This window comes from Frigoribacterium sp. Leaf415 (assembly GCF_001424645.1).
Lineage (GTDB): Bacteria > Actinomycetota > Actinomycetes > Actinomycetales > Microbacteriaceae > Frigoribacterium.
This window is the reverse complement of the sequence record NZ_LMQR01000001.1, coordinates 1,528,280-1,554,257: the sequence shown is the minus strand read 5'-3', so window position 1 is coordinate 1,554,257 and position 25,978 is coordinate 1,528,280. Positions and strand designations below refer to the sequence as shown.

The window sequence follows — 25,978 nt, the reverse complement described above, 5'->3', positions numbered from 1 at the left end:
CCCGAAGGGTACGAACACCTGTTGTCATCCGAGATCGACCGCGAACGCGCCTATGTGGGCACCCTCTACGAACGCCTCGACGAGCTGAAGGCCGACGCCCGCGTCCGCCTCGAGCGGACCCGCCGCGAGACCGTCGGCGGCAACCACCAGAGCCGCAGCGAGCGCGACGCCTACGCGCGGCTCTACGAAGACACCATCGTCCAGCTGGGCTCGGTCGACGAGCGGCTCGCGTTCGGTCGCCTCGAACTCGAGACGCCCGACCTGCTCGGGCAGACCGGCGACGTCGACCGTCCGGCCGAGCCCGGCGAGGGCGGGCGCTACCGCTACATCGGCCGCATCGGCCTGCGCGACGAGGCCCACCACCCGATCCTGCTCGACTGGCGTGTGCCCGGCGCCAGCGCCTTCTACCAGGCGACCGCCGCGACGCCCATGGGGGCCCGCGCCCGTCGCCACCTGACCCTCGAGGGTCGCACCGTCACCCGTCTCGAGGACGAGGTGTTCGACCCCGACCTGCTCGACCGCGACGACGTGCAGCTGCAGGGCGAGGGGGCGCTCATGGCCGCGCTGACGGCGCAGCGCACCGGCCGCATGACCGACATCGTCGCCACGATCCAGGGCGAGCAGGACCGCATCATCCGGTCTCAGCTCGACGGCGTGCTCGTCGTCCAGGGCGGCCCCGGCACGGGCAAGACGGCCGTCGCGCTGCACCGGGCCGCGTACCTGCTCTACTCGCATCGCGACCGGCTCAAGGGCTCGGGCGTGCTCGTCGTCGGGCCGTCGCGGTCGTTCCTGCGCTACATCGAACAGGTGCTGCCCTCGCTCGGCGAGAGCGGCGTCGTCCTGTCGAGCCTCGGCGGCCTGTACCCGGGCGTCGAGGCCCAGACCGACGACGCGCCCGACGTCGCCGCCCTCAAGGGGTCCGCCGAGATGGCCGAGCTGATGCGCCGCGCCGTCCGGTCGCGGCAGATCCGCCCGGCCGAGCCGACGACCATCGACATCAACGGCGAACGCCTCGTGGTGCGCCCCGAGCTCGTCGGCGAGGCCATGCGCAAGGCCCAGGAGCGCGGCAAGCCCCACAACGTGGCGAGGGTCACGTTCAACAAGGCGGCCCTCTCGGCCCTGACGCGTCAGCTGGTCGACCAGATGCGCGAGCACGGCACGACGGTCGACGAGTCCGACGAGGCCGTCCTCCGAGAAGACATCCGGCAGTCCTACGACGTGCGCGTGCTGCTCAACACCGCCTGGCTGCCGCTCAGCGCCGAGAAGCTCGTCGAAGACCTCTTCGCCCGGCCGAACTGGCTCGCCTCGATCACCCCGCGCTGGACGCCCGAGCAGCGCGCCTTGCTGCGGCGCGAACGCGGGGCGGGCTTCACGGTCTCCGACGTGCCGTTGCTCGACGAGGCCGCCGAGCTGCTCGGCGAGTTCCAGACCGGCGTCGACCCCGAGCGTCTGGCCCGCAAAGCCCAGCGCAAGCGCGACATCGAGAACGCCGAGCGGGCCATCGAGAACATGGGCGTCGAGGGCATGGTCAGTGCCGAGCAGATCGCCGGGGGCTTCGCCGAGCGCGCGGCGTCGATGACGACCGCCGAGCGGGCGGCGGGGGACCGCACCTGGGCCTTCGGCCACGTGGTGGTCGACGAGGCGCAAGAACTGTCGCCCATGCAGTGGCGCCTGCTCTCACGGCGCTGCCCGCTGCGGTCGTTCACCGTCGTCGGCGACATCGCCCAGGCGTCGAGCCCCGCGTCGGCGAGCTCGTGGGATCGCGCCCTGCAGGCCCTGCTCGGCCGTCGTCGAGGCGGCGGAGCACAGGGCACCTCGGCTCCGTGGCGGCTCGAAGAGCTCACCGTCAACTACCGGACGCCGGCGCAGATCGTGACCTACGCCGAGGACGTCGCGACGGCGACCGGGCTGCGGATCACCCCGAGCCGGTCGGTGCGCTCGAGCGAGTGGCCGGTGCGCGAGGTGACCGGCGCCTCCTCGAAGGACGACTTCGTGCGCGCCACCGTCGAGGCCGTCCGGGCCGACCGGGCGATCGACTCCGAGGGCACGCTCGCGGTGATCGCCCCCGAGCAGGCCGTCCAGGCATTGCTCGAGGCCCTGTCGGCCGAGTTCGACGGCCTCGTGGCCGCCGGCACGGCGTCGCTGACCAAGCCGATCTCGGTGCTGAGCCCGGCGACGTCCAAGGGGCTCGAGTTCGACTCGGTCGTCGTGGTCGACCCCGAGCGCGTCCGGCAGGCCAGCCGACGCGGCAACGCCAGCCTCTACGTGGCGATGACCCGGCCCACGCAACGCCTCACGGTCGTCTCGTAGGCCGGGTCGCGGGGGCCGGGCCGTCCGGTTCGGCCCCGCGCCGGCTCGCCCCGCGCCGGCTCGCCCGGGCCGGGCTCAGACCGCGGCCACCCCGAACTCGAGGTCGAGGGCCGCCAGCTCGCGGTCGAACCGCGCCCGCAGCGCCTCCTTCTCGGCACCGGGCAGCCAGCTGGCGTCGACGCCCGCCAGGGCCATCGAGCGCACCTGGTCGGCGGTCGCCCCGATCTGCTCGTGCACGATGCGGTACTCGGCGGCGAGGGTCGTCGGGAACATGCCCGGGTCGTCGGACGCCGGCACGACGTTCAGGCCTGCCTCGAGCATGGCCTCGATGGAGGCGCGGCGCCAGGGACGCCACGACCGTCGCGAGGTCGTCGACACGACGGTGAACGCCACCTGCTCGTCACGCACGCGGGCGACGACCTCGTCGTCCTCGAGCACGTAGTACCCGTGGTCGATGCGGTCGCAGCCCAGCTGGTCGAGGCAGGTGATCGTGTTGACCGCCGTGGGGGAGTGCTCGGACGAGTGCGCCGTCCGGCCCAGCCCGGCCTCGCCCGCGAGCCGGTACGCCTCGACGAAGCGCTCCGGGGGGCCGCTCGTCTCGAGGTTGTCGAGGCCGATGCCGGCCACGTACTCGTGCGGGTGGTCGACCACCTGACGGACGAGCTCGAGGGCGTGCTCGCCGCTCCTGCTGCGGTCGATGCCCTGGATCATGCGTCCGGTCATGCCGAAGTCGCGCTCGGCGAGCCGGATGCCCTCGGCGTAGGCCTCCACCGAACCGGTGTAGCCGAGCGACGCGAGGTGCGGGGGGACGGCGTCGAAGAACAGCTCGAGGTGCCTGGTCGCACTCGTCCGGTGGGCGTCCTCGAAGGCCTCGTAGACGATCCGCGTGAGGTCGTCCGCGTCGCGCAGCACCTCGACGACCCAGTTCGACGCCTGGAACAGCGAGTACGACACCTCGGGCTCGTCGGCGCTGCGCCCCTGCGGCACGGGGATGCGCGTGTCGCGGTAGAGCGCCGGGTCGGGCGGCAGCGAGTTGATGTCGGCGAAGATCTGCTCGGGCTCGTCGGGCAGGACTAGCCCCTCGCGGCGGGCCAACTCGGCGAAGGTGCTCGCGCGGACCGTCCCGATCACGTGGCAGTGCAGGTCGGCCTTGGGCATGCGGTCCAGGTAGGCCGGGGGCAGGGTGGTGCTCATCAGCGCGAGGTCACCTCACGCGCGAAGCGGTCGACCCACTCCGAGCGGGTGGGGACGAGCTCGGTCGGGTCGAGGGTCGAGTAGCCCGCGGCGACCGGGTCGGCGGCGATGTCGCCCACGACGGCCTCGATCGTGTCGGGCACCGTGGCGCCCGGGTTGACCGGCAGGTCGCCGACGATCTCGGCGGACGAGGTCTGCGCCTCGACCGAGAGCAGGTAGTCGACGAACTGGTTCGCCCCGTCGACGTTCTCGGCACCGGTCGGGATCATCGCGCGGTTGGTGGCCATGTAGCGGCCGGTGGCCGGCGCCGTCCAGGCGATCGGTTCACCCGACTCGACGAGGTCGGTCGCGAATCCGCTGAGCGAGTCCGCGGCGACGATCTCGCCCTGCGTCAGCAGGTTGGTCACCTCGGTGGACGAGCTGTAGAACTGCAGCACGCCCGGGGCCCACTCGCCGAGCTGGTCGAGGGCCGCGTCGATGTCGTAGGGTCCGTCGCCGTACTCGGCGGCGACGCCCGAGACCATCAGCTGGCCCGCCGTCACCGAGATGTCCGGCAGGGCGACCTTGCCCGAGACACTCTTCTCGCCGTAGAGGCTCCACTGCGCGGCCTCGTCGGCGGTCAGCTCGTCGGTGGAGTACATCGTCCCGTTGAGCTGGTAGCTGTAGGCCGGGCCGAGGTAGGTGTCCTCCTTCGCGAAGTCCGCGATCTCGTCGAGCGACGGCACGGCCGAGGCGTCCACCTGCTGGAAGAGGTCGTCCTCCTGGCCGAGGGCCGCGTAGTAGTCCGAGATCAGCATGACGTCGACGTCGGGCTGCCCGCCCGCGACCTGCAGCTGCGACAGGCGGTCCGAGTTCGAGCCGGTGTCGACGACGACCTCGATGCCGGTCTTCTCGGTGAACGGGTCGATGACGGCTTCCTGGAACTCCTCGACGCCGAACGGGAACGTGCTCACGGTGATCGTGTCGGCGTCGGGCTCGCCGCCGCCGTCGGCCGAGCAGCCGGCGAGCACGAGGGTCGTCGCGGCGACGCCGGCGACGATCGCCAGGCGGGTGCGGAGGGTGGGGGTCATGGTCGTGTCCTTTCGGGGCGGTCTCGGCGAGACCGGGCGGTGTGGAACGCGGGTGGGTGGGTCCGATGGAGGCTGGTGACGAGGAGGCGCGCGCGGCTCCGCGCACCGGGCGGGTCAGTCGGCGAGGGCCACGAGCCGCGAGGCCGGTGCCGTGACGGTCACCCGGTCGCCGATCGCGACCGTCTCGGAGCCCGTGCTGCGGACGTCCGACAGCAGGCGCACCTCCGCGCCGGTGGCGTCGACGGCCTGCACGGTGACGAGCAGGTCGACCCCGCGGTACGCGACGTCGCCGACGACCCCGGCGAGGTGCAGGCCGTCGTGCGCCGCGCCTCCTGCGGGGGTCTCGGGTGTGACCCCGAGGTGCTCGGGGCGGATCGCGAGCAGGGTGCCGTCGGCCGCCGTGACGAAGTTCTCGTAGCCGAGGAAGTCGGCGACGAAGCGGTTCGCCGGGTTCGGGAACACGTGCTGCGGCGAACCCTGCTGCATGATCCGGCCGGCGCGCATGAGCACCATGTCGTCGCTCATCTCGAGCGCTTCGTCCTGGTCGTGCGTGACGAGCACGACGGTGAGGCCCGTCTCGCCCTGGATGCGGCGGATCTCGGCGCGCATCTGCACGCGCAGGCGCGCGTCGAGGTTCGACAGCGGCTCGTCGAGCAGCAGCAGCTTCGGGCGGATCGCGATGGCGCGGGCCAGGGCCACGCGCTGTTGCTGGCCGCCCGACAGCTTCTTGGGCTTGCTCCCGGCGAGGTGGGCCAGGCCGACCAGGTCGAGGGTCTCCATCACGCGACGGCGGCGCTCGGCGGTGTCGACGCCGCGCAGCTTCAGGCCGTAGCCGACGTTGTCGGCGACGCTGAGGTGCGGGAAGAGCGCGTACGACTGGAACACCATGCCCAGGTCGCGCTTCTCGGGCGGGGTGCGCGTGCTGTCGACGCCGGCGATGCGGATCGTGCCCGACGTCGGGGCGGCGTAGCCGGCGAGCATGCGCAGGCTCGTCGTCTTGCCGCAGCCGCTCGGGCCGAGCAGCGTCGTGAGCTTGCCCTCGGCGATCGACAGGTCGATCGAGTCGACGGCGGTGAAGTCGCCGAAGACCTGGCTGACGGCGACGAATTCTGCTGCGGTGCTCATCTGCTGATGCCTCCGAAGATCTTGGCGAAGCCGACGGTGCGTTCGGCGATGACGGCGATGACGACGGTGCCCGCGAGGATGAGCGTGGCCATCGCCGCGACCATGGGGTCGTAGCTCTGCTGCACGTAGTCGAGCATCGTGACGGGCAGGGTGCGGAAGTCGCGGCTCTGCAGCAGCAGCGACAGGGGGACGTTGTTGAACGAGGTGACGAAGCTGAGCAGCGCCGCCGAGAAGATGCCGGGGCGCAGCAGGGGCAGGGTCACCGTGAAGAAGGCCCGCAGGGGCGAGGCGCCGAGCCCGCGGGCGGCCTCCTCGAGCGCGGGGTCGGCCAGGGCCAGGGAGGCGCCGGTCACCCGGACCGCGTAGGGCAGCATCAGGACGGTGTGTCCGATCAACAGCACGGGGAAGTTGTCGAGCCGGAACCCGATGACGAGCTGCTGGTAGAGCGCGAGGCCCACCACGAGCTCGGGGACGATCAGCGGCGACAGGAACAGCGCCTCGACGAGCCCCTTGCCCGGCAACCTGCCGCGGTGGATCGCCAGCGTCGCGGGGATGCCGACGAGCAGGGCGAGCACGGTGGCGATCAGGGCGAGCTGGAGGCTCGAGACGAGGGCCTGGGTGAACGGGTCGTAGCCGAGCGCGGCCTCGAACCAGCGCAGCGAGAACCCCTGGGGCGGGAAGCGCAGGGTGCGTTCGCTCGTGAACGCGGTGGCGACGACGAAGAGGATCGGGACGATCATCACGACGTAGCCCGCGACGGCGAGCGTGCCGGCGACCGGGCGACGGGTGGTCACGAGGTGGCTCCCTTCCGGGCGACGAGGGACGAGAGACCCGACACGACGAAGACGAGGACGGTCATGATCAGGGCGGTGGCCGACGCCCCCGCCCAGTCGATCGTCACGCTCGAGTACGAGAAGAGCTGCGTGGCGAGCATGCGCTGGCCCGAGCCGCCGAGCAGGTACGGGGTCGTGTAGGCGGTGACCGAGCCGGCGAAGACGAGGGTCGCGGCGACGACGACGCCGGGCAGCGAGAGGGGGACGACGATGCTCCAGAAGGTGCGGGTGCGGCTGGCGCCGAGCCCGCGGGCGGCGTCGTCGAGGCCCGGGTCGACCTGGGCCACCGCCGAGTAGCACGAGATGATCGCGAGCGGCAGGAACAACTGGGTCAGGCCCAGGACGATCGCCAGCTCGGTGTAGAGCAGCTGCGGGGCCTCGTCGACCAGGCCGAGCGTCGTGAGCAGTTGACCGATGGCGCCGTTCTTGCCGAGCACCACGAGCCACCCGAAGGTGCGGACGACGTTGCTGAGCAGCAGCGGGAAGATCGCCAGGGCGAGCAGGACGCCCGACCAGCGCGAGGTCGAGCGGGCGAGCAGGTAGGCGATGGGGAAGCCGAGGGCCACGCAGATCACGGTCACGACGAGCCCGAGCCCGACGGTGCGCCCGATGATGCGCAGGTCGAAGGGGTCGGTGAGCATCTGGCCGAGGCGGCCGACGATCTCGCCGGCGGTCACGCCGGGCGGGGCGAAGAGCATCGCGAGCGACGGCACCGCGAAGCCGATCAGCAAGAAGGCGAGGCCCGGCAGCAGCAACAGCAGCGCGGGTTTGCGGGACGTCACGGGTGTCCTCCGATGGGTTCTGCCTCAGGGGGATGTCGGCTCCACGTCGGGTGAAACCGGTTACATCGACCCTAAGGGCGTGGATCGCTCGCGCCGGTCCCGCCGTGTAAACAGCTTGTTACGAGCGTCAGGACGTCGCGCGGGACCGGTTTCAGGGAGGCCCTAGGGTGGGGGCATGACTGGGGCAGGGCGGCTCGCGACGCTGGCGGACGTGGCGACGCTCGCGGGCGTCTCGAAGGCCACCGCCTCGCGGGTGCTCAGCCGCCCCGAGCTGGTGTCGCCCGACACGGCCGGTCGTGTGCTCGCCGCGGCCGCCAAGCTCGGCTTCGTGCCCAATCGTGCGGCTCGTCAACTGGCCCGCGGGCGGACGGGCGTCGTGGCCCTCGTCGTGCCGACCCTCGACAACGCGTTCTTCACGCCGATCATCGCCGGGGCCCAGGCTGCGGCGGGCGAGGCCGACCTGCAGCTGACGGTCGCGGTCCACCCGTTGGCCGAGGCGGGCGAGCTGGCCGCGTTCGAGCGGCTGTCGCACCAGGTCGACGGGTTCATCGTCGTGGCCCCGCGGGGGGCCGACGACGTCGTGCGGGCCGCGACGGGCCACAAGCCGACCGTGCTCGTCGACCGCGAGGTGGCCGGGGCGTCGTCGGTCGTGGCCGACACGGCGACCGCGTTCGGTTCGCTCGTGTCTCGCTTCGTCGCCGAGGGGCACGACCGCGTCGCCTACCTGGGCGGGCCCGACGGCTCGTGGCAGAACGTCCAGCGCACGGCCGCGGTGGTCGAGGCCGCCGCCGGCCGGGCCGAGCTCACGGTGCTGGGGCCCTACCCGTCCACCTTCGAGGCCGGGGTCCGGGCGAGCGACGACGTCCTCGCCTCCGGGGCGTCGGCCGTCGTTCCCTACGCCACGGCGATCGGGCTCGGCCTGATGTTCGTCCTCCGGGCCGACGAGCACCGCGACCGTTCCGTCACGGTCAGCTCGGAACGCATGGTCGTCGACGCCCTCGGGCTCGTCGGTGTCCCGGCGATCGACGTCGACGGCGAGCACCTGGGGCGGGTCGCGGCCGGTCGACTGCTCGAGCTGTTGGCACCGGGCGGGCCGTCCGAGCCGACGACGACGCGCCTCCCGGTCCCGGTCCGCTGGCCCTGACCTCGTCGGCGGGCTCCGACGCCCCGCGCTGAGCGCCCGGCGCGGCTCAGCGGTAGTCGGCAGGCCAGGCGAAGGCCGGAGGCGCGGTGACCGTCTCGCCGATCGGCGCGAGCACGAGGTCGATGCGCTCGAAGTCCCGCAGCGGGATGCCGGCCGGATCGGCCGTGTAGGGGCTGCCCCCGACGAAGGTGTGCAGCTCGAGCCCGTCGTCGTGCCCGAGCGACCCCACGCCCCGTCCGTCGAGCGCGACGTCCCATTCGCTGAACAGCTGCCCCAGGACGAACGTCTCGCGCGTGGGCGACTCGACGTGCACGATGCCGCTCGTGTCGTGCGTGTGGATCTCGGCGGCGAATTTCGTGTCGGAGTCGTGCCCGATGTCACCGGGCACCGTGACCGCCTGTCCGTCGACGGTGATCGAGAGGTGCGTGTGCACGTGCATGGCGAGGTCCTGGCCCCAGACGTTCTCGAGGCCGGCGGCGGCCGCCCGGGTCTCGAGCCGGTCGGTCGCGGGGCGACCCCACGGAGGCGCGGTGGCGGCCCCGCGGACGTTCAGCGGGTTGCCGCTCTGCACCACGGCCACACCGACCCCGCCCGCCACGAGGACGACGAGGGCGAGCAGCCCGGCCAGCACCTCGCCCGAGAGTCGTCGGCGAGGTCGGCGCGCCCGGTCGCTCATCGAGTCGGACCGGTCTTCGCCTCGGCCTCGGAGGTGCTGCGGACACGGTCCACGAGCTCGCGCCACGGCCCGGTGACCTGCTGCTCGGGCAGCTTGGCCTTGCGGGTCGGGCGGGTCTCGGCCGTGATGACCCACACGAAGCGATCGGGTTGCACCGCCTGGGCGGATGCCGGGGCCTGCGACCAGGGCACCTGGTCGATGAGGACGAGCCACGACTCGGTGTCGGGCTCGGAGTCGACGTCGACCGACCAGCTGCGGGTGAGGCCGGCGAAACCACCGGAGCGTGACACGGTGACCTTCATGGGCGCGATGCTACCCCCGCGGTGTCCGGGGCAGCAGGGTCTCGCGACGAGCGGCCTCAGGCCGCCGGGGTGACCCCGACGCCCTCCCACCCGGCAGTGGTCGCCCGGGTCTCGTCGGAATCCGCTCCGTATCGTGCCGTGGCCGCCTGGACGGTCGCCGCCGCGAACTGGGCGAAGGTGGCCTCGGTCGAGAGGCTGCCGCCGGTGAGCGTGTCGTACCAGACCTGACCGGCGCGCAGCCAGGCCTCGCCCCCGAGGGCCTCGGCGACCAGGTAGAAGGCCCGGTTGGGGATGCCCGAGTTGAGGTGCACCCCGCCGTTGTCGTCGGTGGTCTCGACGTAGTCGTCCAGGTGGCCGGGTTGGGGGTCCTTCCCGAGGACGTCGTCGTCGTAGGCGGTGCCCGGAGCCTTCATCGACCGCAGCGCCCGACCCTGCACCTCGGGGGTGAAGAGTCCCTCGCCGATGAGCCAGGTCGCCTCGTCGGCCGTCTGGCCGAACAGGTGCTGTTCGACGAGCGCCCCGAACACGTCGCTGACCGACTCGTTGAGCGCACCCGACTGCCCCTGGTAGGTGAGGTTCGCGGTGTACTGGGTCACGCCGTGGGTGAGTTCGTGCCCGATGACGCTGACCGATGCCGTGAAGCGCTCGAAGACCTCTCCGTCGCCGTCGCCGAACACCATGCGCTCGCCGTTCCAGAAGGCGTTGTCGTAGTCCTGGCCGTAGTGGACGGTCGCGTCGAGGGGCAGCCCGGCGCCGTCGATCGACGACCGCCCGTACACCTCGCGGAACAGGGCGTAGGTGGCGCCGAGGGCCTCGTACGCCTCGGTGGCGGCGACGTCGTCGGTGGCCGGTTCGCCCTCGCCGCGCACGCGCACCCCCGGCAACTCCTCGGTTCCCTGCGCGTCGAACACCGTGCGCTCGAGCACGGCCTCGCCGCCGAGTGCCCCCTGCACCACCGGGGGAGTCGCGTTGCGGTCGACGGCCTCCATCGCGAGCAGACCGTTGCGCGCGGCCTGCGGCGCCCGGTGCAGGCGGGGCGAGTCGGCCTCGGCGAGGTGGGCGAGCAGGTACGGGGGGACGATGAACCGCGACATGCGTGCACTCTTCCACGGGCCTCCGACATCGGGCCGGACCGTTGACACGATCGTGACGTACCGGTCGGTCGCGCGTGGCCGGCCGGACGACCGGCGCCTCGGGGGCGGGGGGGGCGCCGTCCGTCCGGCTACCGTTGACGGCATGACCGTCACCGATGCCTCCTCGTTCGTCGACAGCAAGATCGCCGTCGTCCCCGACTTCCCCAAGCCCGGCATCCTCTTCCGCGACGTCACCCCGCTCTTCTCCGACGCCGACGCCTTCGCCACCGTGACCACGGCGCTCTCCGAGCCGTTCGACGGGGGGTTCGTCGCGGTCGCCGGGATCGAGGCGCGGGGCTTCGCGCTCGCCGGGGCCATCGCGATCGAGCAGGGCGTCGGCGTGCTGACGGTGCGCAAGGCGGGCAAGCTGCCCGGCGAAGTGCTCAGCGAGAGCTACGCCCTCGAGTACGGCGAGGCCACGCTCGAACTGCGTCCGAACCAGATCCCCGCGGGGTCGAGTGTCCTGATCGTCGACGACGTGCTCGCGACCGGCGGCACGGTCGAGGCGACCGTCACCCTGCTCGAACGGGCGGGCTACGTCGTGGCCGGCGTCGCCGTGCTGCTCGAGCTCGACGGTCTCGGCGGCCGGGCCCGCCTCGAGGGCCACGTCCCGGTGCACGCCCTCTCGTCCGCCCCCGCCTGACGCTTCCCGCCTGAGGCCTCCCACCCGACGCCTCTCGCCCGGCGCCTCGCACCCGACGCCTCGCGCCGGGCGCCGACCGGCCTCAGGCGAACGAGCGCGCGGCCTCGAGCGCCCCGGGGAAGAGCAGCCCGGCCCCGCCGAGCAGGCAGGCGAGGGCGACGAGCACGAACACCGCTACCCAGACGACGCCCGGCACCCGGGTCAACCCGGCGAGCTGGTCGGCGTCCGACGCGGTCGAGCGTGAGCGACGCCGGCTGCGCTGCAGCTCGAGCGACGCGCGCAGCGCCCCGAAGCCCAGCACCGACGTGACGACCAGCCCGAACACGGCCTGCCAGGTCGGTGACGCGAAGAACGTCACGACGACGACGAGGGCGGCGCCCAAGAGCACCACCCAGAGCCCGAACCAGTTGCGGATCTGCACGAGCATCAGCGCGAGCAGCAGCAGCAGCGCCCAGAGCAGTCCGGCCGCGTAGCCCCCCGACAGCAGCCAGGCGGCGCCCAGGGCGGCGATCGCGGGTGCGGTGTAGCCGGCGAGGAGCGTGATGATCATGCCCGGCCCGGTCCGCGGCCCCTTCGACACGGTCAGCCCCGAGGTGTCCGAGTGCAGCCGGATGCCCGTCAGCCGCCGCCCGGTCAGCACCGCAGCGAGCCCGTGCCCGCCCTCGTGCACGACGGTGACGGCGTGCCGCACGGTGTGCCAGGTGCCCGGCGGCAGCACCAGCAGCAGGCCCGCGGCGACGCTGCCGAGCAGCCACGAGCCGGGCAGGGGGGCGGCGAGCTGGCTGATCCGGGCCCAGAGGTCGGTGAGTGCGTCCACGCGACGAGCCTAGGAGGCGCGGTGCGCGCGGTCGGACACCGCGCCTCCTCGGCCCTGCCGCGGTCGCCCCCGGGGCGGGTCGTCCTCCAGGCTGATCTTCGGCCGTTCCGGGCGTCCTCCCACCGACCGGTGCCGCACGATGGACGGATGCGTCGCGCCGTCCTCCTCCTGCTCACCCTCGTCTACCTCGCCGGGGTCGCCTGGATGACCCTTCGCCCCAGCGTCTACGACGCGCACACGGGGGCGCTGCTCTGGCGGGCGCTCGACGTGTTCGCCCGGCACGACGAGACGTCGTGGATCACCTTCGCCCGGGTCGAGGCCGCCGCGAACGTGGCGATGTTCGTGCCGATGGGCATGTTCCCGGCGCTGCTGGTGCCCAAGCGGTTCTGGTGGGTCGGCATCGTGGTGGGCTTCGCCGCGACGGTGGGCATCGAGACCGTGCAGGCGACGTACCTGTCGGCGACGCGCTTCTCCGACCCGCAGGACCTCGTGATGAACACCCTCGGGGCGGCGATCGGTGCGGCGTTCGTCGGACTCGTCCTGCCCCGTCGGCGTCGTGGTCGGAGTCGACCGCGACAGCGGGCGGCGTCGCCCGTCTGGTAGGCTCCTCAGGTTGCCGTCTGAACGGCCGCGGATCAAGAGAGCTCGCACATCCGGTGACGAGCACCGCGCAACGAACTGAAAGGGGATCCATCCATGGCACTCGCACCTGACGTCAAGACCCGGATCATCGAAGAATACGCGACCCACCCCGGCGACACCGGATCCCCCGAGGTCCAGGTCGCCGTGATGACGCAGCGCATCCTCGACCTCACCGAGCACCTCAAAGAGCACAAGCACGACCACCACTCTCGTCGTGGCCTGCTGTTGCTCGTCGGCCAGCGCCGTCGCCTCCTGGGCTACCTGTCCAAGGTCGACATCGAGCGCTACCGTACGCTCATCGGTCGTCTCGGCCTGCGCCGCTAGTCTTCGCGCTCCGAACGTCTCGACGACGGCCCTCTCGGCACGCAGCTCCGGCTGCAGCCCGAGGGGGCCGTTCTCTCGTCCCGGGCCGGACGGACGTCGCGCCCGGACGTCGGGTCCGACGCCTCAGTACCAGTTGTTCGCGACCGAGTGCGCCCACGCGGCGCACATCGTGCCGTAGCGGCCCTGGATGTAGCCGATGCCCCAGTTCACCTGGGTGCGGTAGTTCGTCTGCCAGTCGAGCCCGCTCGAGGCCATCTTGTTGCCGGGCAGGGCCTGGGGGATGCCGTAGGCGCCGCCCGACGGGTTCGTCGCGTTGGTGCGCCAGCCGGACTCCTTGTTCCAGAGCTGGACGAGGCACGTGTACTCGGCCCCGGTGCCGACCTTCGTCGCGGCGTAGGCCTTCGCGCCGGCCGGATCGTTGACGGCGCCGACCGGGGGAGCCGTGCCGCCGCCGCCCGAACCGCCGCCGCCCGTGCCGGGTGCCGTGCCTCCTGGCGATGCACCGCGTCCTGACGACGCGCCGCCGCCTCCCGACGAGCCCGACGGCGCCTTCGCTGCCGACGCGGCCTGTGCCTTCGCCGCGGCCTGCTGCGCCGCGTACGCCTGCTGCGCCGCGACCCCGGTGCGGTACTGCTGTTCGAGCTCGGCCGTCGAGTCCTCGAGGGCGGCGAGCTGGGCGTAGAGGTCGGCCGACCGCCGGGTGGCGTCGGCGACCTCGGTGTCCGCGGTCGCCTGTGCCGCGGTGGCCTGGTCTGCCGTGGCCTGCGCGTCACGGGCGAGAGCGTCGCGGCGATCGGCCGCGGTCGTCGCCTGCTGGCTGAGCGAGGACACGGTGTTGCTCGCCGTGGTCGCATCGGCCAGCACCGTCTGCCACCGGTCGCCGAGCTGCGTCAGCGAGCCCAGCTGGTAGAGGGCGGCCCCGGGGTCGGGCGACGTGAAGAGGTCGGTGCCCATGGTCTGCGTGCCGCCGGTGCGGAACAGGCTGCCGGCCAGCTGGCCGGCCTCCTGCTTCGCGGTGTCGGCGGTGGCCCGCGCACGCTCGGCGTCCGCGGCGAGTTCGTCCGCACGTTGCGCGGCGGCCGCGAGGTCGGCCTGCGCCGTCGCGTTCGCCTGGTCGGCGAGGACGGCCTCGTCGCTGCGGTCGGACGCGGCCTTCTCGAGGCTGTCCAGCGACGCGTCGATCAGGTCGACCTGCGCCTGGGTCGCCGCGGCGTTCCCCTTCGCGGCCTCGACCTGAGCCCAGGTCGGGTACCCCGCGGCGGACGCGGCGGACGGTGCCACGAGCATCGCCAGGACGAGAGCCGAGGAGGCGCCGGTCGCCACCGCGAGACGGCTCGCGCGACGATCCCGGCCGGACCTGTCGTGAGCACGCATGGAGACGACCCTAACGCCGTCCCCCCGGCACCGCGCCTCCCCGTCCGGGCGACACCCGCCGTCCGCACCCCGGTCGGAAGGGTGCGAGTGCTAGCATCGCCCTCGGAGCAGGCCGGTACGGCTGCTGGTCACCGGTGGTGACAGGCGGAATGCCCCGACCGACGCCGAGCGTCCGGGTCGGGTGCGGGGTCCGACCGTTTCTACTGTTGGCCAGACGTGCCACCGCCTCCGTCGCGTTGTTGCACGTGCATGTCGCCATGCCGTCCACGCCGCCCGCTCCCGGTACACATCGATGCCCACACGGGGCCTCGATGCAAAACAAAGAGGAGTAGCCCCCACATGGAGGGTCCAGAGATCAAGTTCGGCGAAGCCGTCCTCGACAACGGCAAGTTCGGCAAGCGCACCATCCGATTCGAGACCGGTCGTCTCGCCCAGCAGGCTCAGGGAGCCGTCGCTGCCTACCTCGACGAAGACACCATGCTTCTGTCGGCCACGAGCGCCAGCAAGAAGCCGAAGGACAACTTCGACTTCTTCCCGCTCACCATCGACGTCGAAGAGCGCTCGTACGCCGCGGGCAAGATCCCCGGCTCGTTCTTCCGTCGCGAGGGTCGCCCCTCGACCGAGGCCATCCTGGTCTGCCGCCTCATCGACCGGCCGCTGCGTCCCTCGTTCGTCGAGGGTCTCCGCAACGAGGTCCAGGTCGTCATCACGGTGCTGAGCATCGCTCCCGACGAGTTCTACGACGCCCTCGCGATCAACGCGGCCAGCGCCTCCACCCAGATCTCGGGTCTGCCGTTCTCCGGGCCGATCGCCGGTGTGCGTCTCGCCCTGATCGGTGACCAGTGGGTCGCCTTCCCCAAGGCCAGCCAGCTCGCCGACGCCGTCTTCGACCTGACCGTCGCGGGCCGTGTCGTCACCGACGCCGCCGGCAACGAGGACGTCGCGATCATGATGGTCGAGGCCGAGGCCACCGAGCACGCCTGGGGTCTCATCCAGGGCGGCGCCACGAAGCCCGACGAGGCGATCGTGGCCCAGGGCCTCGAGGCCGCCAAGCCCTTCCTCAAGCAGCTCGTGGACGCCCAGGCGACGATGGCCGCCCAGGCCGCGAAAGAGATCGCCGACTACCCGGTCTTCCTCCCCTACACCGACGAGGTGCTCGAGGCCGTCACGGCCGCCGCCGGCACCGAGCTCGCCGAGGTCTACAAGATCGCCGGCAAGATCGAGCGCCAAGACGCCGACGACGCCCTCAAGTCGCGCGTCAAGGACGCCGTCGCCGCCAAGGTCGACGCGGGCGAGCTGCCCGACACGGCTCTCGGCCAGGTCGGTGCCGCCTACAAGTCGGCCACGAAGAAGGTCGTCCGCGACCGCATCCTCACCGAGCAGATCCGCATGGACGGCCGCGGCCTCGCCGACATCCGTCCGCTCGACGCCGAGGTCCAGGTCATCCCGCGCGTCCACGGCTCCGCCATCTTCCAGCGCGGCGAGACCCAGATCATGGGCGTCACCACGCTGAACATGCTCAAGATGGAGCAGCAGATCGACTCGCTGAGCCCGGTCACCAAGAAGCGCTACCTGCACCACTACAACTTCCCGCCCTACTCGACCGGTGAGACCGGCCGCGTGGGATCGCCGAAGCGTCGCGAGATCGGGCACGGCTTCCTCGCCGAGCGCGCCCTCGTGCCGGTGCTGCCCAGCCGCGAAGAGTTCCCCTACGCCATCCGTCAGGTGTCCGAGGCCCTCGGCTCCAACGGCTCGACGTCGATGGGCTCGGTCTGCGCGTCGACCCTGTCGCTGCTCAACGCCGGTGTGCCCCTCAAGGCCCCGGTCGCCGGCATCGCCATGGGCCTCGTCTCCGACACGGTCGACGGTCAGACCCGCTACGCGGCCCTGACCGACATCCTCGGAGCCGAGGACGCCCTGGGCGACATGGACTTCAAGGTGGCCGGCACGAGCGAGTTCGTCACGGCGATCCAGCTCGACACCAAGCTCGACGGTCTGCCGACCGCCGTGCTCGACGCCGCACTCAAGCAGGCGAAAGAGGCGCGCACCGCGATCCTCGGCGTGCTCAACTCGGCGATCGACGCCCCCGACGAGATGGCCCCGACCGCGCCCCGCGTGATCTCGGTCCAGATCCCGCAGGACAAGATCGGCGAGCTGATCGGCCCCAAGGGCAAGACGATCAACGCCATCCAGGACGAGACCGGCGCCGACATCAGCATCGAAGAAGACGGCACCGTCTACATCGGTGCCGTCGACGGCCCGTCGGCCGAGGCCGCCCGTGCCCAGGTCAACGCGATCGCCAACCCGACCAACCCCGAGATCGGCGAGCAGTTCCTCGGAACGGTCGTCAAGATCGCGTCGTTCGGTGCGTTCGTCTCGCTCCTCCCCGGCAAGGACGGCCTGCTGCACATCAGCGAGGTCCGCAAGCTCGCCGGCGGCAAGCGCGTCGAGAACGTCGAGGACGTCCTCGGCGTCGGCCAGAAGATCCTCGTCGAGATCACCAAGATCGACGACCGCGGCAAGCTCTCGCTCGCCCCGGTCGTGGCCGACGAGGCCGACACCGACTCGAGCGGAGCGACCGAGCAGTCGACCGACGAGTCCGTCGACGCGTAGTCAGCACGCCACGAAGGGCCCGTTCCGACCTCGGTCGGGGCGGGCCCTTCGCCGTCGGTGCAGCGCTCGCGGGTCGCGGTCCGACCAGGAGGCGCGCCCCCCGGACCGGGGCGGCGACACGGCGTAACGATTGGGTGCGGCGGCGGCGGAAACCGGGCGCGTGGTCGTATTCTTGATGGCGGAGGGCGAACCATACCCCATGCGATCGCACAGAGTCGCATCGGGGGTTCGCGACGAGAAGGGGACGGCGTGACCGAGACGACGGCCGAGCTCGCCCGTTCAGCCACGTCAGACTTCGCTGCCGCTGCCGCTGCCGCTGCCGCTGCCGCTGCCGCTGCCGCTGCCGCCGTCGCGGATGCCGCGGCTCGTGCATCGGCCGCCCAGCCCACCGTTCCGGTCGATCTCGGCATCATCCAGCCGCGCCGGCGCCTCGGTCTCTCCGACCTCAAGGTCTTCCCCCTGGCCCTCGGGGGCAACGTCTTCGGCTGGACTGCCGACCAGGCCGAGACGACCTCCGTGCTGGACGCCTACTTCGACCTCGGCGGCAATTTCGTCGACACGGCCGACTCCTACGCAGGCGGCCGCAGCGAGATCATGATCGGGTCGTGGATGCGCTCCCGCCGGTCTCGTGACGACATGGTCGTCTCCACCAAGGTGGGCAAGAGCGCCGACAACCCCGGGTTGACCCCGCGGGCGATCGAGCGAGCCGTCGACGCCTCGCTCGAGCGGCTCGGCACCGATCGCATCGACCTGCTCTACCTGCACGTGGACGACACGGAGGTGGCGTTCGAGCGCACGCTCCTGGCCGTCGACCACCTCATCCGGGTGGGCAAGGTCCGGTGGTTCGGTGGTTCCCACCACTCGGGCAACCGCCTCTACGAGGCCCGCATCGCGGCGGGGATGCTCGGCATCGCCCCGATGGTGGCCCTGCAGAACCAGTACAACCTCCTCGACCGGACCGAGTACGAGAAGGGCCTGGCGCACGTCGCCGCACAGCAGCGTCTCGCCGTGATGCCGCGCTTCGCCCTCGCGAGCGGCTTCCTCACCGGCAAGTACCGTTCCCGCTCCGACGTGGCGCACAGCCCTCGTCGTCGCGTGCTCGCGAAGTACCTCTCCAAGAGAGGGCTCAAGGTCGTGCACGAGCTCGACCGCATCGCGTCCGTCCACGAGGTCTCGAGTGCCGCCATCGCGCTCGCCTGGCTGCTCGCCAAGCCGAACGTCGTGGCACCGGTCGCGAGTGCGACGAACGCGAAGCAGGTCTACGAACTCGCACAGGCCGCACGGGTCCAGCTCACGCGCAACCAGGTGCTCGACCTCGATCGCGCCTCCGCCTGACCGTCAGGTGACGTGCTCGGCCGGTGCCCTGCGGGGTGCCTGACGACAGTGCCCCGCGGTCAGGCGGGCGTCCGATGTGGTCGGCCTAGGTGACCTAGGCGGCGAGGAGTCGCTCCGCCGTGCGGCGGAGCGATGCTGCCGCCGCGATGGCGTCGCCGGCGTAGGCGCCCACCTGGGCACCGTCCAGGGCGAGGACGAGATCGTCGGCGGCGTCGCCCGGCAGGGGGTGGCCGGCCGCCTTGAAGAGGGAGACCATCTCGCCCGTCAGCCACTCGCGGTGCTCGGCGATGGCGACGCGCACGGGGTGGGTCGGGTCGCTGAACTCGGACGCCGCGTTCGCGAAGGCCGAGCCTCGGAACGACACGGTCTGGACACGGGCGACGACCACGTCGAGGTAGGCCTCGAGGGTCGCACGGCCCCCGTCGTGGGCTTCGACCAGGGCCGCCAGCTCGGAGGCCTCGAGGTCGTGGCGACCGGCGAGGTACTCGAGCACGAGCGTGTCCTTCGCGCCGAAGTGCTTGTAGAACGTGGCCTTGGTCACCGAGGACTCGGCGATGAGGCGGTCGACGCCCACGACGCGGACGCCTTCGCCGTAGAACAGGCGGTCGGCGGTCGTGAGGACGCGGGACCGAGCACCGGGGACGGGGGAGTCGGCGCGAGGGCGACCAGGGAGACGCTGGACGGCCGGTTGGGGGGAATCGACCGTCACAGCGTGGCTCCTTGGGACGTCTCGGCTTGAAGCCGCGTGGGGGACGCGCGCTCCGGACCTTCTGACGACGTCCGACCAGCCGCCGACGGCGACCATCAGGGGGGATGTGGTCGTCGTCGGTGGATCGACTCTAACACCGATGAGGACAAACAGAGTTGTCTGTTTGTCCCCAAGATCGTCCCCCACTTCGGGTGCCAGCCGTTCCGAGCCGCTCACGGACGACTGCAGGGGAGGTCGCCTAGGCTCGACGTGATGAACGGCCCTGTCTCCTTCCCACTCGACGAGGTCGAGATCTCCTTCCGCGCCACGGGCGACGCGCTCGTGAGGCGCACCGTGCTGCCCTCCGGCGTCCGTGTGCTCAGCGAGCGCATGCCCGGGGCTCGCAGCACGACCATCGGCCTGTGGGTGGCGGTCGGTTCCCGCGACGAGTCCGACGCCGAACGGGGGTCGACGCACTTCCTCGAGCACCTCCTCTTCAAAGGCACGCCGACCCGCTCGGCCCTCGACATCGCGGTGTCGTTCGAGTCGGTGGGCGGTGAGCACAACGCCGCGACCGCCAAGGAGTACACCTGCTACTACGCCCGGGTGCGCGACGTGGACCTCGACGACGCCATCGACGTGCTGAGCGACATGGTGACCTCGTCGACCCTCGAACCGGCCGAGTTCGAGACCGAGCGCGGGGTGATCCTCGAAGAACTCGCGATGGCGGACGACGATCCCGCCGACATGGCCGGTGAGCGGCTCTTCGAGTCGGTCTTCGGCGACCATCCGCTCGGGCGTCCGATCGGAGGCTCACCCGAGAGCATCCGCGCCGCGGCACGCGACGACGTCGACCGGCACTACCGCGAGAACTACCGTCCCCAGGACCTCGTCGTGTCGATCGCCGGTGCCGTCGACCACGACCGCGCCCTCGACCGGTTGACCGCGGCGCTCGACCGGGCCGGGTGGCCCACCGACGCGGCGTCGCCGGTACCCCGTCGCGACGACACGCCCGTCGGGCTCGTCGCCGGCGAAGCGTTGCAGGTGATCCGGCGTCCCCTCGAGCAGGCCACGGTCCTGCTGGGCCTGCCGGGCATCTCCGTCGGGGACGACCGCCGACCCACGTTGGCCGTGTTGAACTCGGTGCTGGGCGGGGGCATGTCGTCCCGCCTGTTCCAAGAGGTCCGAGAGCGCCGTGGCCTCGCCTACTCGGTCTACTCGTTCGCCCCGAGCTACTCGGACGCCGGTCTGTTCGGGCTCTACGCCGGGTGCACCCCCGCCAACGCGGGCGACGTGGCCCGCCTCATGCTCGACGAACTCGCCGGACTCGCCACCGACGGCATCACCGACGACGAGCGTCGTCGGGCCCTCGGCCAGTTGGGAGGGGCTGCAGCCCTCGCCCTCGAGGACAGCGACACCCGCATGAACCGCCTCGGTCGAGCCGAGATCTCGACGGGCGAGTTCGTCGACCTCGACACGTCCCTCGCTCGCGTCGAGGCCGTGACCTCCGACGACGTCCGGTCGTTGGCGGCCCAGCTCCTCTCCGGCCCCTTGTCGACCGTCGTGGTCGGCGAGGTCGACGAGACGTCCTTCCCTGTCCCGACGACGACGTCGGGATCGACCCCTCGATGAACCAGGAGACGACGGTGTCCCACTACCTCTACCTCGTCCGGCACGGCGAACAGCAGGATGCCGAGCACGGGCTGCCCGACGGTCCCCTCAGCGAACGAGGCAAACGCCAGGTGCGCCTGCTCGCCGAACGGCTCGGCGGCGTCCCCTTCGACGCGGCGTGGCACTCGCCGCTCGAGCGCGCCGAAGAGACGGCTGCGATCATGACCGAGCGCATGCCCGCACTCGAGTCGCAGCCGTCGACCCTTCTCTTCGACTGCGTGCCGTCCGGCCCGACGCCCGACATGCCGTCGTCCTACAAGCCGTTCTTCGGCGGGGTCACGGACGAGCAGATCGAGGCCGGGCAGGCCCAGATGTCGGACGCCGTCGCCGAGTGGCTCACCCCGGCCCGAGAGGACCGCCACGACCTGCTCATCACGCACAACTTCGTGATCGGGTGGTTCGTCCGCGAGGTGTTCGGGGCGCCCGACTGGCGGTGGATGGGCGTCAACCAGGCCAACGCGGGGTTGACGATCATCCGCGTGCGATCGGCGAAGCCGCCCGAGCTCGTCACACACAACGACCTCGGTCACCTGCCGGTCGAGCTGCGCACCGGTCTGCCGGTCGAACAGCCTTTCTGACCCCGTCGTGTGCCGGGGCCGCCCGTCGTCAGGCGGCGCCGTGGGGGGTCTCTGGCCGGACGGTCTTGCCGTACCAGGTCGTCGCGTTCGGGTTCGCGTTGTAGGGCTCGATCGTCGCGTACCCCGCGCTGCGGTAGAGCCCTCCGGCAGCCGCCAGGCTGTCGTTGGTGTCGAGCACGATCTCGTCGGCGCCGAGATCGGAGGCCCGACGTTCGAGCTCGTCGAGAAGGGCCCGCCCGAGGCCCTGCCCCCGACCCGTGGGTCGCACGTAGAGGTGCTTGACCTCGTACCGCACGGCCCCCGAGGCCGAGGGCGCGATGAGTCGGATGCCGCCGCACGCGGACGGCTCGGCGGCCCGGCCGGGGTCCGAGCCCGCCGGTTCGCCGTCGACGACGACGAACACGCCGCCCGGGGGCAGGAAGGCCGTGGCGTCGGGCAGGCTCGTCGTGTAGCTGCCCTGTGCCGAGGGGAAGGTGCTCTCACGCTCGGTGAAGTACTCCGTCAGGAGGGCGGCGGCATCGGGGGAGGAGACGCTCGTCTCGCGGAACCGGGGCATGTCCTCCATGCTAGGTCGAGGCACGGCCCCCGTCCGTCCGGGTGCCCCCGGTAGGTTGGACGGCATGACTTCGCGCATCGCCGTGGTGGGAGCCACCGGCACCCTCGGCTCGTTCATCGTCGACCTCGTCGAGCGCACCCCGGGCCTCCAACTCCACGCCGGTCTCTCGTCCCGCGACGATCTGGACGACGTCCTCGGGGCCGACCTCGTCATCGACGTCACGCACCCGGCCGTCAGCCCGGGCATCGTCGAACACGTCGTCCGCGCGGGCATCCCGGTGCTCGTCGGCACCTCGGGCTACAACGCCGAACGGCTGGCCCGACTCACGACGGTCGTCGCCGACGCGGGTGGTCCCGGCGTCCTGGTCGTGCCGAACTTCTCGATCGGTTCGGTCCTCGCGACACGGTTCGCGACCCTCGCGGCGCGCTTCTACGAGTCCGTCGAGATCGTCGAGGCCCATCACCAGGGCAAGGTCGACTCGCCCTCGGGCACGGCCGTCCGCACGGCCGAACTCATCGCCGAGGCCCGTCGCGACCTCGGCCCCGTGTCGGCGCCGCACGCCGACCAGCGGGCCAGGGGGCAGCAGGTGGCGAGCGTGCCGGTGCACAGCATGCGTCTGCGCGGCGTCGTCGCGAAGCAGGAGGTCGTCTTCGGCGGAGAGGGCGAGACCCTCACGATCACGCACGACACGCTCTCGCAGCGTGCCTACGAGCAGGGGCTGCGCGTCGCCATCGAGGCCGCCCCCGGCGTCACCGGGGTCGTCGTGGGTCTCGATGCCGTCCTGCCCCTCGAGTCGTGAAGGGGCGTACCGCAGCGCTGCTGATGGCGCTGCTCCTGCTGCTCTACGTCGTGCTGGTCGGTCAACGGGCCGTGTTGTTCCTGTCGACCGGCGAGCCGGTGGCGATCGCGCTCGGTGTCGCCCTGCTCGTCCTTCCCCTCCTGGGGCTCTTCGCCCTCGTGGTCGAACTGCGCTTCGGTCTCCGCACGCAACAGATCGTCCGACAGCTCGCGGACGAGGGCGCGCTGCCGGTCGACGACCTGCCGCGCCGCACCTCCGGTCGGTACGAGCGTGAGGCGGCGGACGCCGCGTTCCCGGCCTACAAGGCGGCCGTCGAGGCGGCCCCCGACGACTGGCGGGCGTGGTTCCGGCTCGGCCTGGCCTACGACGCCTGCGGCGATCGCCGGCGGGCCCGCCAATCCCTGCGCTGGGCCATCAGGCTCCGACGCGAGACGACCGGCTGATCACGCCGGCCCGGCTCGGGCGAGTGGTCAGAGCGCGTCGACGAACGCCGTCAGCGCGTCCTCGACGGTGCGGTGCTCGAACACGAAGCCGTCGCGCTCGAGCGCCTCGGGCACGACCTGCTGGCTGGGCAGCAGCATCTCGCGCCCGGCCTCCTGCATGGCGGTCGAGATGACGACCTCGGGCACGCCCAACAGGTAGGGGCGGTGCAGGTCGGCCGCCAGGGTCCGCGTGATCAGGTCACTCGTCGCAGGCGTGGGTCCGACCAGGTTCACGGGTCCCGACACGGACGACGTGAGCAGGTGCACGATCGCGGCGGCCTCGTCGTGCAGGCTGATCCAGGGCCAGAACTGGTCGCCGGTGCCCAGTCGCGAGCCGAGGCCCAGCTTGGTGAGCGGCAGCAGGGGCTTGAGCGCGCCTCCTCCGGGTCCGATCACGATGCCGGTCCGCAGCGTCACGACGCGCGTGGCCTCGGGGGCCTTCTCGGCGGCGGCCTCCCAGGCGACGACGACGTCGCTGAGGAATCCCTCACCCCGGCCGCTCGACTCGGTCAGTCGTTCGCCCGGACGGTCGCCGTAGACGCCGACGGCCGAGCCGCTGAGGAACGTCGCGGGTGGTGTCGAGGCCGCCGCCATGCCGTCGACGAGGGTCGACGTCGCGGCCAGGCGCGACTCGAGGATGTCGCGCTTGTACCCGGCCGTCCAGGGCAGACGACCCAAGGAGGCGCCGGCCAGGTTCACGACGGCGTCCGCGCGGGCGATCAGGTCGTGGTCGACGATGCCGGCACTCGGCACCCAGGTGTGCTCGTCCTCGGCTCGGGGTTCGTGACGCACCAACGAGAGCGGACGGTGGCCGGCCTCGCGCAGCTGGCGGATGAGTTCGGTGCCGATCATGCCGCTGGCGCCGGAGATCAGGACGGTGAGTGCGTCGGTCATGGGGACACCGTAATCCGGCCCGCTGGGGGAGCGTCCGCCGGTGGCCGCGGTGCTGCCCGTCGGCGGGTCCTCCGAGGTAGAGTCGACGCCGTGCCCGAGACCGAAGCCACCCCCGCCGTGCCCTCCGCCAAGACCCCCGAGTTCCGCTCCGACGTCACCGTCGAGCTGGTCCGCTCGAGCGCCCACGATTCCGACGTGCTGTTCGCCGCCCGGGTCTCCACCATGGGCGAGTTGACCCTCGACGGCGCCCAGGCGTCGGCCGACGGTGCCCAGGCGACCAAGGGCGCAGGTCTCATCAACTACCTCATGCGCGACCGCCACGGTTCGCCCTTCGAGCACAACTCGATGACCTTCTACGTGCAGGCGCCGATCTTCGTCTTCCGCGAGTTCATGCGTCACCGCATGGCGAGCTACAACGAAGAGAGCGGTCGTTACCGCGAGCTCAACCCCGTCTTCTACGTGCCCGCCCCGACCCGCAACCTGCAGCAGGTCGGAAAGCCCGGCGCCTACGACTTCCTGCCCGGCACGCCCGAGCAGTCCGCCCTGGTCGACGAGGCCACCCGCGCCGCGTCCGTCCAGGCGTTCGAGGCCTACCAGCGCATGCTCGACGCCGGCATCGCTCGCGAGGTCGCGCGCATCGTGCTGCCGTTGAACATCTACTCGTCGATGTACGTGACCGTGAACGCCCGGTCCCTGATGAACTTCCTCAGCCTCCGGACCAAGCGCGAGGGCACCCACTTCCCGTCCTTCCCGCAGCGTGAGATCGAGATGTGCGCCGAGAAGATGGAAGACCTCTGGGCCGAGCTCATGCCCCTCACCTACGCGGCGTTCGGGGCGAACGGGCGCGTCGCCCCCTGACGGCCGTCCCCGCCGACGCGACCCGCGCCTCCTGACCGGGTCGTCGGACGCGGCGCGGGGGAGGTCGGGCCCGATGCGAGCCAGTACGCTGGAGGGCGTGTCGAACATCAACAACCCCTTCGGTCAGGTCCTCGTCGCCCTCGTGACGCCGTTCACCGCTGACGGCGAGGTCGACTGGCCTGCCGTCGAGAAGCACATCGACGACTGCATCACCGCCGGCGCCGACGGCATCGTCGTCACCGGCACCACGGGCGAGACCAGCACCCTGACAGACCCCGAGAAGCTCCGTCTCGTCGAGGTGGGCAAGTCGGTGGCCGCCGGTCGGGCCAAGATCATCACGGGTGGCGGGTCGAACGAGACCGCGCACGCCATCCAGCTCTACAAGGCCAGCGAGAAGGCCGGCGCCGACGGCGTCATGATCGTCACCCCGTACTACAACAAGCCCACGCAGGCCGGTGTCCTGACGCACTTCCGCATGATCGCCGACGCGACCGACCTGCCGGTCATCTTGTACGACATCCCCGGCCGCACCGGCATCCCCATCAAGTACGAGACCCTGCTGCGGGCCGCCAAGCACCCGAACATCGTCGCGGTGAAGGACGCCAAGGGCGACTTCGCCGAGGTCAGCCGGGTCCTCAACCAGACCGACCTGCTCTACTTCTCGGGCGACGACGCGAACGTGCTGCCGCACCTCGCCATCGGCGCCTCGGGCCTCATCGGCGTCACCGCCAACATCGCCGCAGCCCCGTACCGCACCATCGTCGACGCCGTGAACGCCGGTGACCTGCACACGGCGACCGAGGCGCACCAGATGCTCGAGCCCCTCGTCCGCGCCGTCATGACCCACGTGCCGGGCACCGTCGCGGCGAAGTACATCCTGCACGGCCTCGGTCGCATCTCGAGCCCCCGGGTGCGTCTGCCCCTGGTCGGCCCGGAAGACAGCGAGGCCGCCCTGATCGAAGACGAGCTGTCGCACGTCGGGTCGATCCCCGGCCTCGACCTCAGCCGCTTCCGGCCCGACCGCAACGCGGCCGCCGGCGGTGCGCTGCCCAAGGTGCACGGCACCACTCGCTGACCTCCTGATCCCCGCCGACGACGCCGTCGGACCCAGACCTCCCGCACACCGGGGCACGAG

At 71.7% G+C, this 25,978-nt stretch carries 26 protein-coding genes; 13 read left to right on the top strand and 13 right to left on the bottom strand.

Translation table 11 applies throughout. The annotated features are described in order from the left end of the window. Positions 1-18: 18 nt before the first annotated feature. Positions 19-2,310, top strand: a complete 2,292-nt coding sequence (locus ASG28_RS07135) for a HelD family protein (protein WP_055977143.1) — start codon at positions 19-21, stop codon at positions 2,308-2,310. 75 nt (positions 2,311-2,385) lie between these two features. Here ASG28_RS07135 and ASG28_RS07130 read toward each other — a convergent pair whose 3' ends face one another. From ASG28_RS07130 to ASG28_RS07110, 5 genes are all read right to left on the bottom strand, one after another. After that, a complete protein-coding gene (locus ASG28_RS07130; RefSeq protein WP_235477663.1) occupies positions 2,386-3,504 on the bottom strand; it encodes an adenosine deaminase family protein in 1,119 nt (372 codons plus the stop codon). Beyond that, positions 3,504-4,574 carry an extracellular solute-binding protein gene (locus ASG28_RS07125; RefSeq protein WP_055973512.1) on the bottom strand — a complete coding sequence of 357 codons (1,071 nt, stop codon included), beginning with the start codon at positions 4,572-4,574 and terminating at the stop codon, positions 3,504-3,506. Before ASG28_RS07125 ends, ASG28_RS07130 begins: the two co-directional genes overlap by 1 nt. 114 nt (positions 4,575-4,688) lie before the next feature. Then, positions 4,689-5,699, bottom strand: a complete 1,011-nt coding sequence (locus ASG28_RS07120; protein ID WP_055973510.1) for an ABC transporter ATP-binding protein — start codon at positions 5,697-5,699, stop codon at positions 4,689-4,691. After that, entirely contained in the window at positions 5,696-6,493 is a 798-nt protein-coding gene (locus tag ASG28_RS07115) for an ABC transporter permease (protein ID WP_235477662.1), read from the bottom strand. The genes ASG28_RS07120 and ASG28_RS07115 overlap by 4 nt, the downstream gene beginning before the upstream one ends. Next, the gene (locus tag ASG28_RS07110) at positions 6,490-7,314 is read right to left on the bottom strand and encodes an ABC transporter permease (RefSeq protein WP_071257252.1); all 825 of its coding nucleotides are present in this window, start codon (positions 7,312-7,314) and stop codon (positions 6,490-6,492) included. Before ASG28_RS07110 ends, ASG28_RS07115 begins: the two co-directional genes overlap by 4 nt. Before the next feature lie 175 nt (positions 7,315-7,489). Here ASG28_RS07110 and ASG28_RS07105 point away from each other — a divergent pair, with 175 nt between their 5' ends. Then, positions 7,490-8,458 carry a LacI family DNA-binding transcriptional regulator gene (locus ASG28_RS07105; protein ID WP_055973507.1) on the top strand — a complete coding sequence of 323 codons (969 nt, stop codon included), beginning with the start codon at positions 7,490-7,492 and terminating at the stop codon, positions 8,456-8,458. Positions 8,459-8,504: 46 nt separating this feature from the next. Here ASG28_RS07105 and ASG28_RS07100 read toward each other — a convergent pair whose 3' ends face one another. From ASG28_RS07100 to ASG28_RS07090, 3 genes are read right to left on the bottom strand one after another with little or no spacing between them, the layout of a single operon-like run. After that, positions 8,505-9,134 (bottom strand): hypothetical protein, encoded by a 630-nt coding sequence (locus tag ASG28_RS07100; RefSeq protein WP_055973504.1) that lies wholly within the window; start codon positions 9,132-9,134, stop codon positions 8,505-8,507. Continuing rightward, positions 9,131-9,436: a protealysin inhibitor emfourin gene (locus ASG28_RS07095; RefSeq protein ID WP_055973501.1), complete on the bottom strand. Its 306-nt coding sequence runs from the start codon at positions 9,434-9,436 to the stop codon at positions 9,131-9,133. Before ASG28_RS07095 ends, ASG28_RS07100 begins: the two co-directional genes overlap by 4 nt. A 56-nt stretch (positions 9,437-9,492) precedes the next feature. Beyond that, on the bottom strand, positions 9,493-10,530 hold the full coding sequence (locus tag ASG28_RS07090; protein ID WP_055973499.1) for a M4 family metallopeptidase: 1,038 nt from the start codon (positions 10,528-10,530) through the stop codon (positions 9,493-9,495). Between the two features lie 142 nt (positions 10,531-10,672). Between ASG28_RS07090 and ASG28_RS07085 the strand changes: the two genes are divergently transcribed. Further along, entirely contained in the window at positions 10,673-11,212 is a 540-nt protein-coding gene (locus ASG28_RS07085) for an adenine phosphoribosyltransferase (protein ID WP_054147222.1), read from the top strand. Positions 11,213-11,294: 82 nt separating this feature from the next. Here the strand turns inward: ASG28_RS07085 and ASG28_RS07080 are convergent, their stop codons facing one another. Then, complete coding sequence (locus ASG28_RS07080; protein WP_055973495.1) at positions 11,295-12,029, bottom strand: M50 family metallopeptidase; 735 nt, start codon at positions 12,027-12,029, stop codon at positions 11,295-11,297. A gap of 147 nt (positions 12,030-12,176) precedes the next feature. On the opposite strand from ASG28_RS07080, the gene ASG28_RS07075 reads away from it, so the two are divergent. Both ASG28_RS07075 and rpsO read left to right on the top strand, forming a co-directional pair. Further along, positions 12,177-12,632 (top strand): VanZ family protein, encoded by a 456-nt coding sequence (locus tag ASG28_RS07075; protein ID WP_055973492.1) that lies wholly within the window; start codon positions 12,177-12,179, stop codon positions 12,630-12,632. A gap of 93 nt (positions 12,633-12,725) precedes the next feature. After that, positions 12,726-12,995, top strand: a complete 270-nt coding sequence (gene rpsO, locus ASG28_RS07070; RefSeq protein ID WP_043596660.1) for a 30S ribosomal protein S15 — start codon at positions 12,726-12,728, stop codon at positions 12,993-12,995. A gap of 123 nt (positions 12,996-13,118) precedes the next feature. Here rpsO and ASG28_RS16395 read toward each other — a convergent pair whose 3' ends face one another. Then, a complete protein-coding gene (locus ASG28_RS16395; protein WP_157485670.1) occupies positions 13,119-14,369 on the bottom strand; it encodes a hypothetical protein in 1,251 nt (416 codons plus the stop codon). Positions 14,370-14,708: 339 nt separating this feature from the next. Here ASG28_RS16395 and ASG28_RS07060 point away from each other — a divergent pair, with 339 nt between their 5' ends. Next, a complete protein-coding gene (locus ASG28_RS07060; RefSeq protein ID WP_055973488.1) occupies positions 14,709-16,982 on the top strand; it encodes a polyribonucleotide nucleotidyltransferase in 2,274 nt (757 codons plus the stop codon). Positions 16,983-17,231: 249 nt separating this feature from the next. Continuing rightward, entirely contained in the window at positions 17,232-18,317 is a 1,086-nt protein-coding gene (locus tag ASG28_RS07055; RefSeq protein ID WP_235477661.1) for an aldo/keto reductase, read from the top strand. A gap of 94 nt (positions 18,318-18,411) precedes the next feature. Here the strand turns inward: ASG28_RS07055 and ASG28_RS07050 are convergent, their stop codons facing one another. Beyond that, positions 18,412-19,026, bottom strand: coding sequence for a TetR/AcrR family transcriptional regulator (locus ASG28_RS07050; RefSeq protein WP_055973486.1), 615 nt, complete (start codon positions 19,024-19,026; stop codon positions 18,412-18,414). Between the two features lie 252 nt (positions 19,027-19,278). Here ASG28_RS07050 and ASG28_RS07045 point away from each other — a divergent pair, with 252 nt between their 5' ends. Beyond that, positions 19,279-20,637 (top strand): M16 family metallopeptidase, encoded by a 1,359-nt coding sequence (locus ASG28_RS07045; RefSeq protein ID WP_055973483.1) that lies wholly within the window; start codon positions 19,279-19,281, stop codon positions 20,635-20,637. A 14-nt stretch (positions 20,638-20,651) separates the two neighbouring features. Beyond that, complete coding sequence (locus ASG28_RS07040) at positions 20,652-21,254, top strand: histidine phosphatase family protein (RefSeq protein ID WP_055977130.1); 603 nt, start codon at positions 20,652-20,654, stop codon at positions 21,252-21,254. Positions 21,255-21,282: 28 nt separating this feature from the next. On the opposite strand, the gene ASG28_RS07035 is transcribed toward ASG28_RS07040, so the two are convergent. Continuing rightward, complete coding sequence (locus ASG28_RS07035) at positions 21,283-21,810, bottom strand: GNAT family N-acetyltransferase (protein WP_055977127.1); 528 nt, start codon at positions 21,808-21,810, stop codon at positions 21,283-21,285. Between the two features lie 64 nt (positions 21,811-21,874). Here ASG28_RS07035 and dapB point away from each other — a divergent pair, with 64 nt between their 5' ends. Beyond that, entirely contained in the window at positions 21,875-22,609 is a 735-nt protein-coding gene (gene dapB, locus ASG28_RS07030) for a 4-hydroxy-tetrahydrodipicolinate reductase (protein ID WP_055973479.1), read from the top strand. 23 nt (positions 22,610-22,632) lie between these two features. Continuing rightward, on the top strand, positions 22,633-23,052 hold the full coding sequence (locus tag ASG28_RS16390; protein WP_055973476.1) for a tetratricopeptide repeat protein: 420 nt from the start codon (positions 22,633-22,635) through the stop codon (positions 23,050-23,052). Positions 23,053-23,079: 27 nt separating this feature from the next. On the opposite strand, the gene ASG28_RS07020 is transcribed toward ASG28_RS16390, so the two are convergent. Next, entirely contained in the window at positions 23,080-23,985 is a 906-nt protein-coding gene (locus ASG28_RS07020; RefSeq protein WP_055973472.1) for a TIGR01777 family oxidoreductase, read from the bottom strand. A gap of 90 nt (positions 23,986-24,075) precedes the next feature. Here ASG28_RS07020 and thyX point away from each other — a divergent pair, with 90 nt between their 5' ends. Then, complete coding sequence (gene thyX, locus ASG28_RS07015) at positions 24,076-24,843, top strand: FAD-dependent thymidylate synthase (RefSeq protein WP_231567172.1); 768 nt, start codon at positions 24,076-24,078, stop codon at positions 24,841-24,843. Positions 24,844-24,916: 73 nt separating this feature from the next. Next, positions 24,917-25,918: a 4-hydroxy-tetrahydrodipicolinate synthase gene (gene dapA / locus ASG28_RS07010; protein WP_369814154.1), complete on the top strand. Its 1,002-nt coding sequence runs from the start codon at positions 24,917-24,919 to the stop codon at positions 25,916-25,918. The last annotated feature ends 60 nt before the right edge of the window (positions 25,919-25,978 follow it).

Bases quoted from the DNA above. Each gene is read 5' to 3' on its own strand.
- ASG28_RS07105 (WP_055973507.1), top strand. From the start codon at position 7,490: ATGACTGGGGCAGGGCGGCTCGCGACGCTGGCGGACGTGGCGACGCTC.
- ASG28_RS07090 (WP_055973499.1), bottom strand. From the start codon at position 10,530: ATGTCGCGGTTCATCGTCCCCCCGTACCTGCTCGCCCACCTCGCCGAG.
- ASG28_RS07125 (WP_055973512.1), bottom strand. From the start codon at position 4,574: ATGACCCCCACCCTCCGCACCCGCCTGGCGATCGTCGCCGGCGTCGCC.
- ASG28_RS07075 (WP_055973492.1), top strand. From the start codon at position 12,177: ATGCGTCGCGCCGTCCTCCTCCTGCTCACCCTCGTCTACCTCGCCGGG.
- ASG28_RS16390 (WP_055973476.1), top strand. From the start codon at position 22,633: ATGGCGCTGCTCCTGCTGCTCTACGTCGTGCTGGTCGGTCAACGGGCC.
- ASG28_RS07100 (WP_055973504.1), bottom strand. From the start codon at position 9,134: ATGAGCGACCGGGCGCGCCGACCTCGCCGACGACTCTCGGGCGAGGTG.
- ASG28_RS07060 (WP_055973488.1), top strand. From the start codon at position 14,709: ATGGAGGGTCCAGAGATCAAGTTCGGCGAAGCCGTCCTCGACAACGGC.
- ASG28_RS07085 (WP_054147222.1), top strand. From the start codon at position 10,673: ATGACCGTCACCGATGCCTCCTCGTTCGTCGACAGCAAGATCGCCGTC.
- ASG28_RS07020 (WP_055973472.1), bottom strand. From the start codon at position 23,985: ATGACCGACGCACTCACCGTCCTGATCTCCGGCGCCAGCGGCATGATC.
- ASG28_RS07035 (WP_055977127.1), bottom strand. From the start codon at position 21,810: ATGCCCCGGTTCCGCGAGACGAGCGTCTCCTCCCCCGATGCCGCCGCC.
- ASG28_RS16395 (WP_157485670.1), bottom strand. From the start codon at position 14,369: ATGCGTGCTCACGACAGGTCCGGCCGGGATCGTCGCGCGAGCCGTCTC.
- rpsO (WP_043596660.1), top strand. From the start codon at position 12,726: ATGGCACTCGCACCTGACGTCAAGACCCGGATCATCGAAGAATACGCG.
- ASG28_RS07045 (WP_055973483.1), top strand. From the start codon at position 19,279: ATGAACGGCCCTGTCTCCTTCCCACTCGACGAGGTCGAGATCTCCTTC.
- ASG28_RS07095 (WP_055973501.1), bottom strand. From the start codon at position 9,436: ATGAAGGTCACCGTGTCACGCTCCGGTGGTTTCGCCGGCCTCACCCGC.
- dapB (WP_055973479.1), top strand. From the start codon at position 21,875: ATGACTTCGCGCATCGCCGTGGTGGGAGCCACCGGCACCCTCGGCTCG.
- ASG28_RS07130 (WP_235477663.1), bottom strand. From the start codon at position 3,504: ATGAGCACCACCCTGCCCCCGGCCTACCTGGACCGCATGCCCAAGGCC.
- dapA (WP_369814154.1), top strand. From the start codon at position 24,917: ATGCGAGCCAGTACGCTGGAGGGCGTGTCGAACATCAACAACCCCTTC.
- ASG28_RS07120 (WP_055973510.1), bottom strand. From the start codon at position 5,699: ATGAGCACCGCAGCAGAATTCGTCGCCGTCAGCCAGGTCTTCGGCGAC.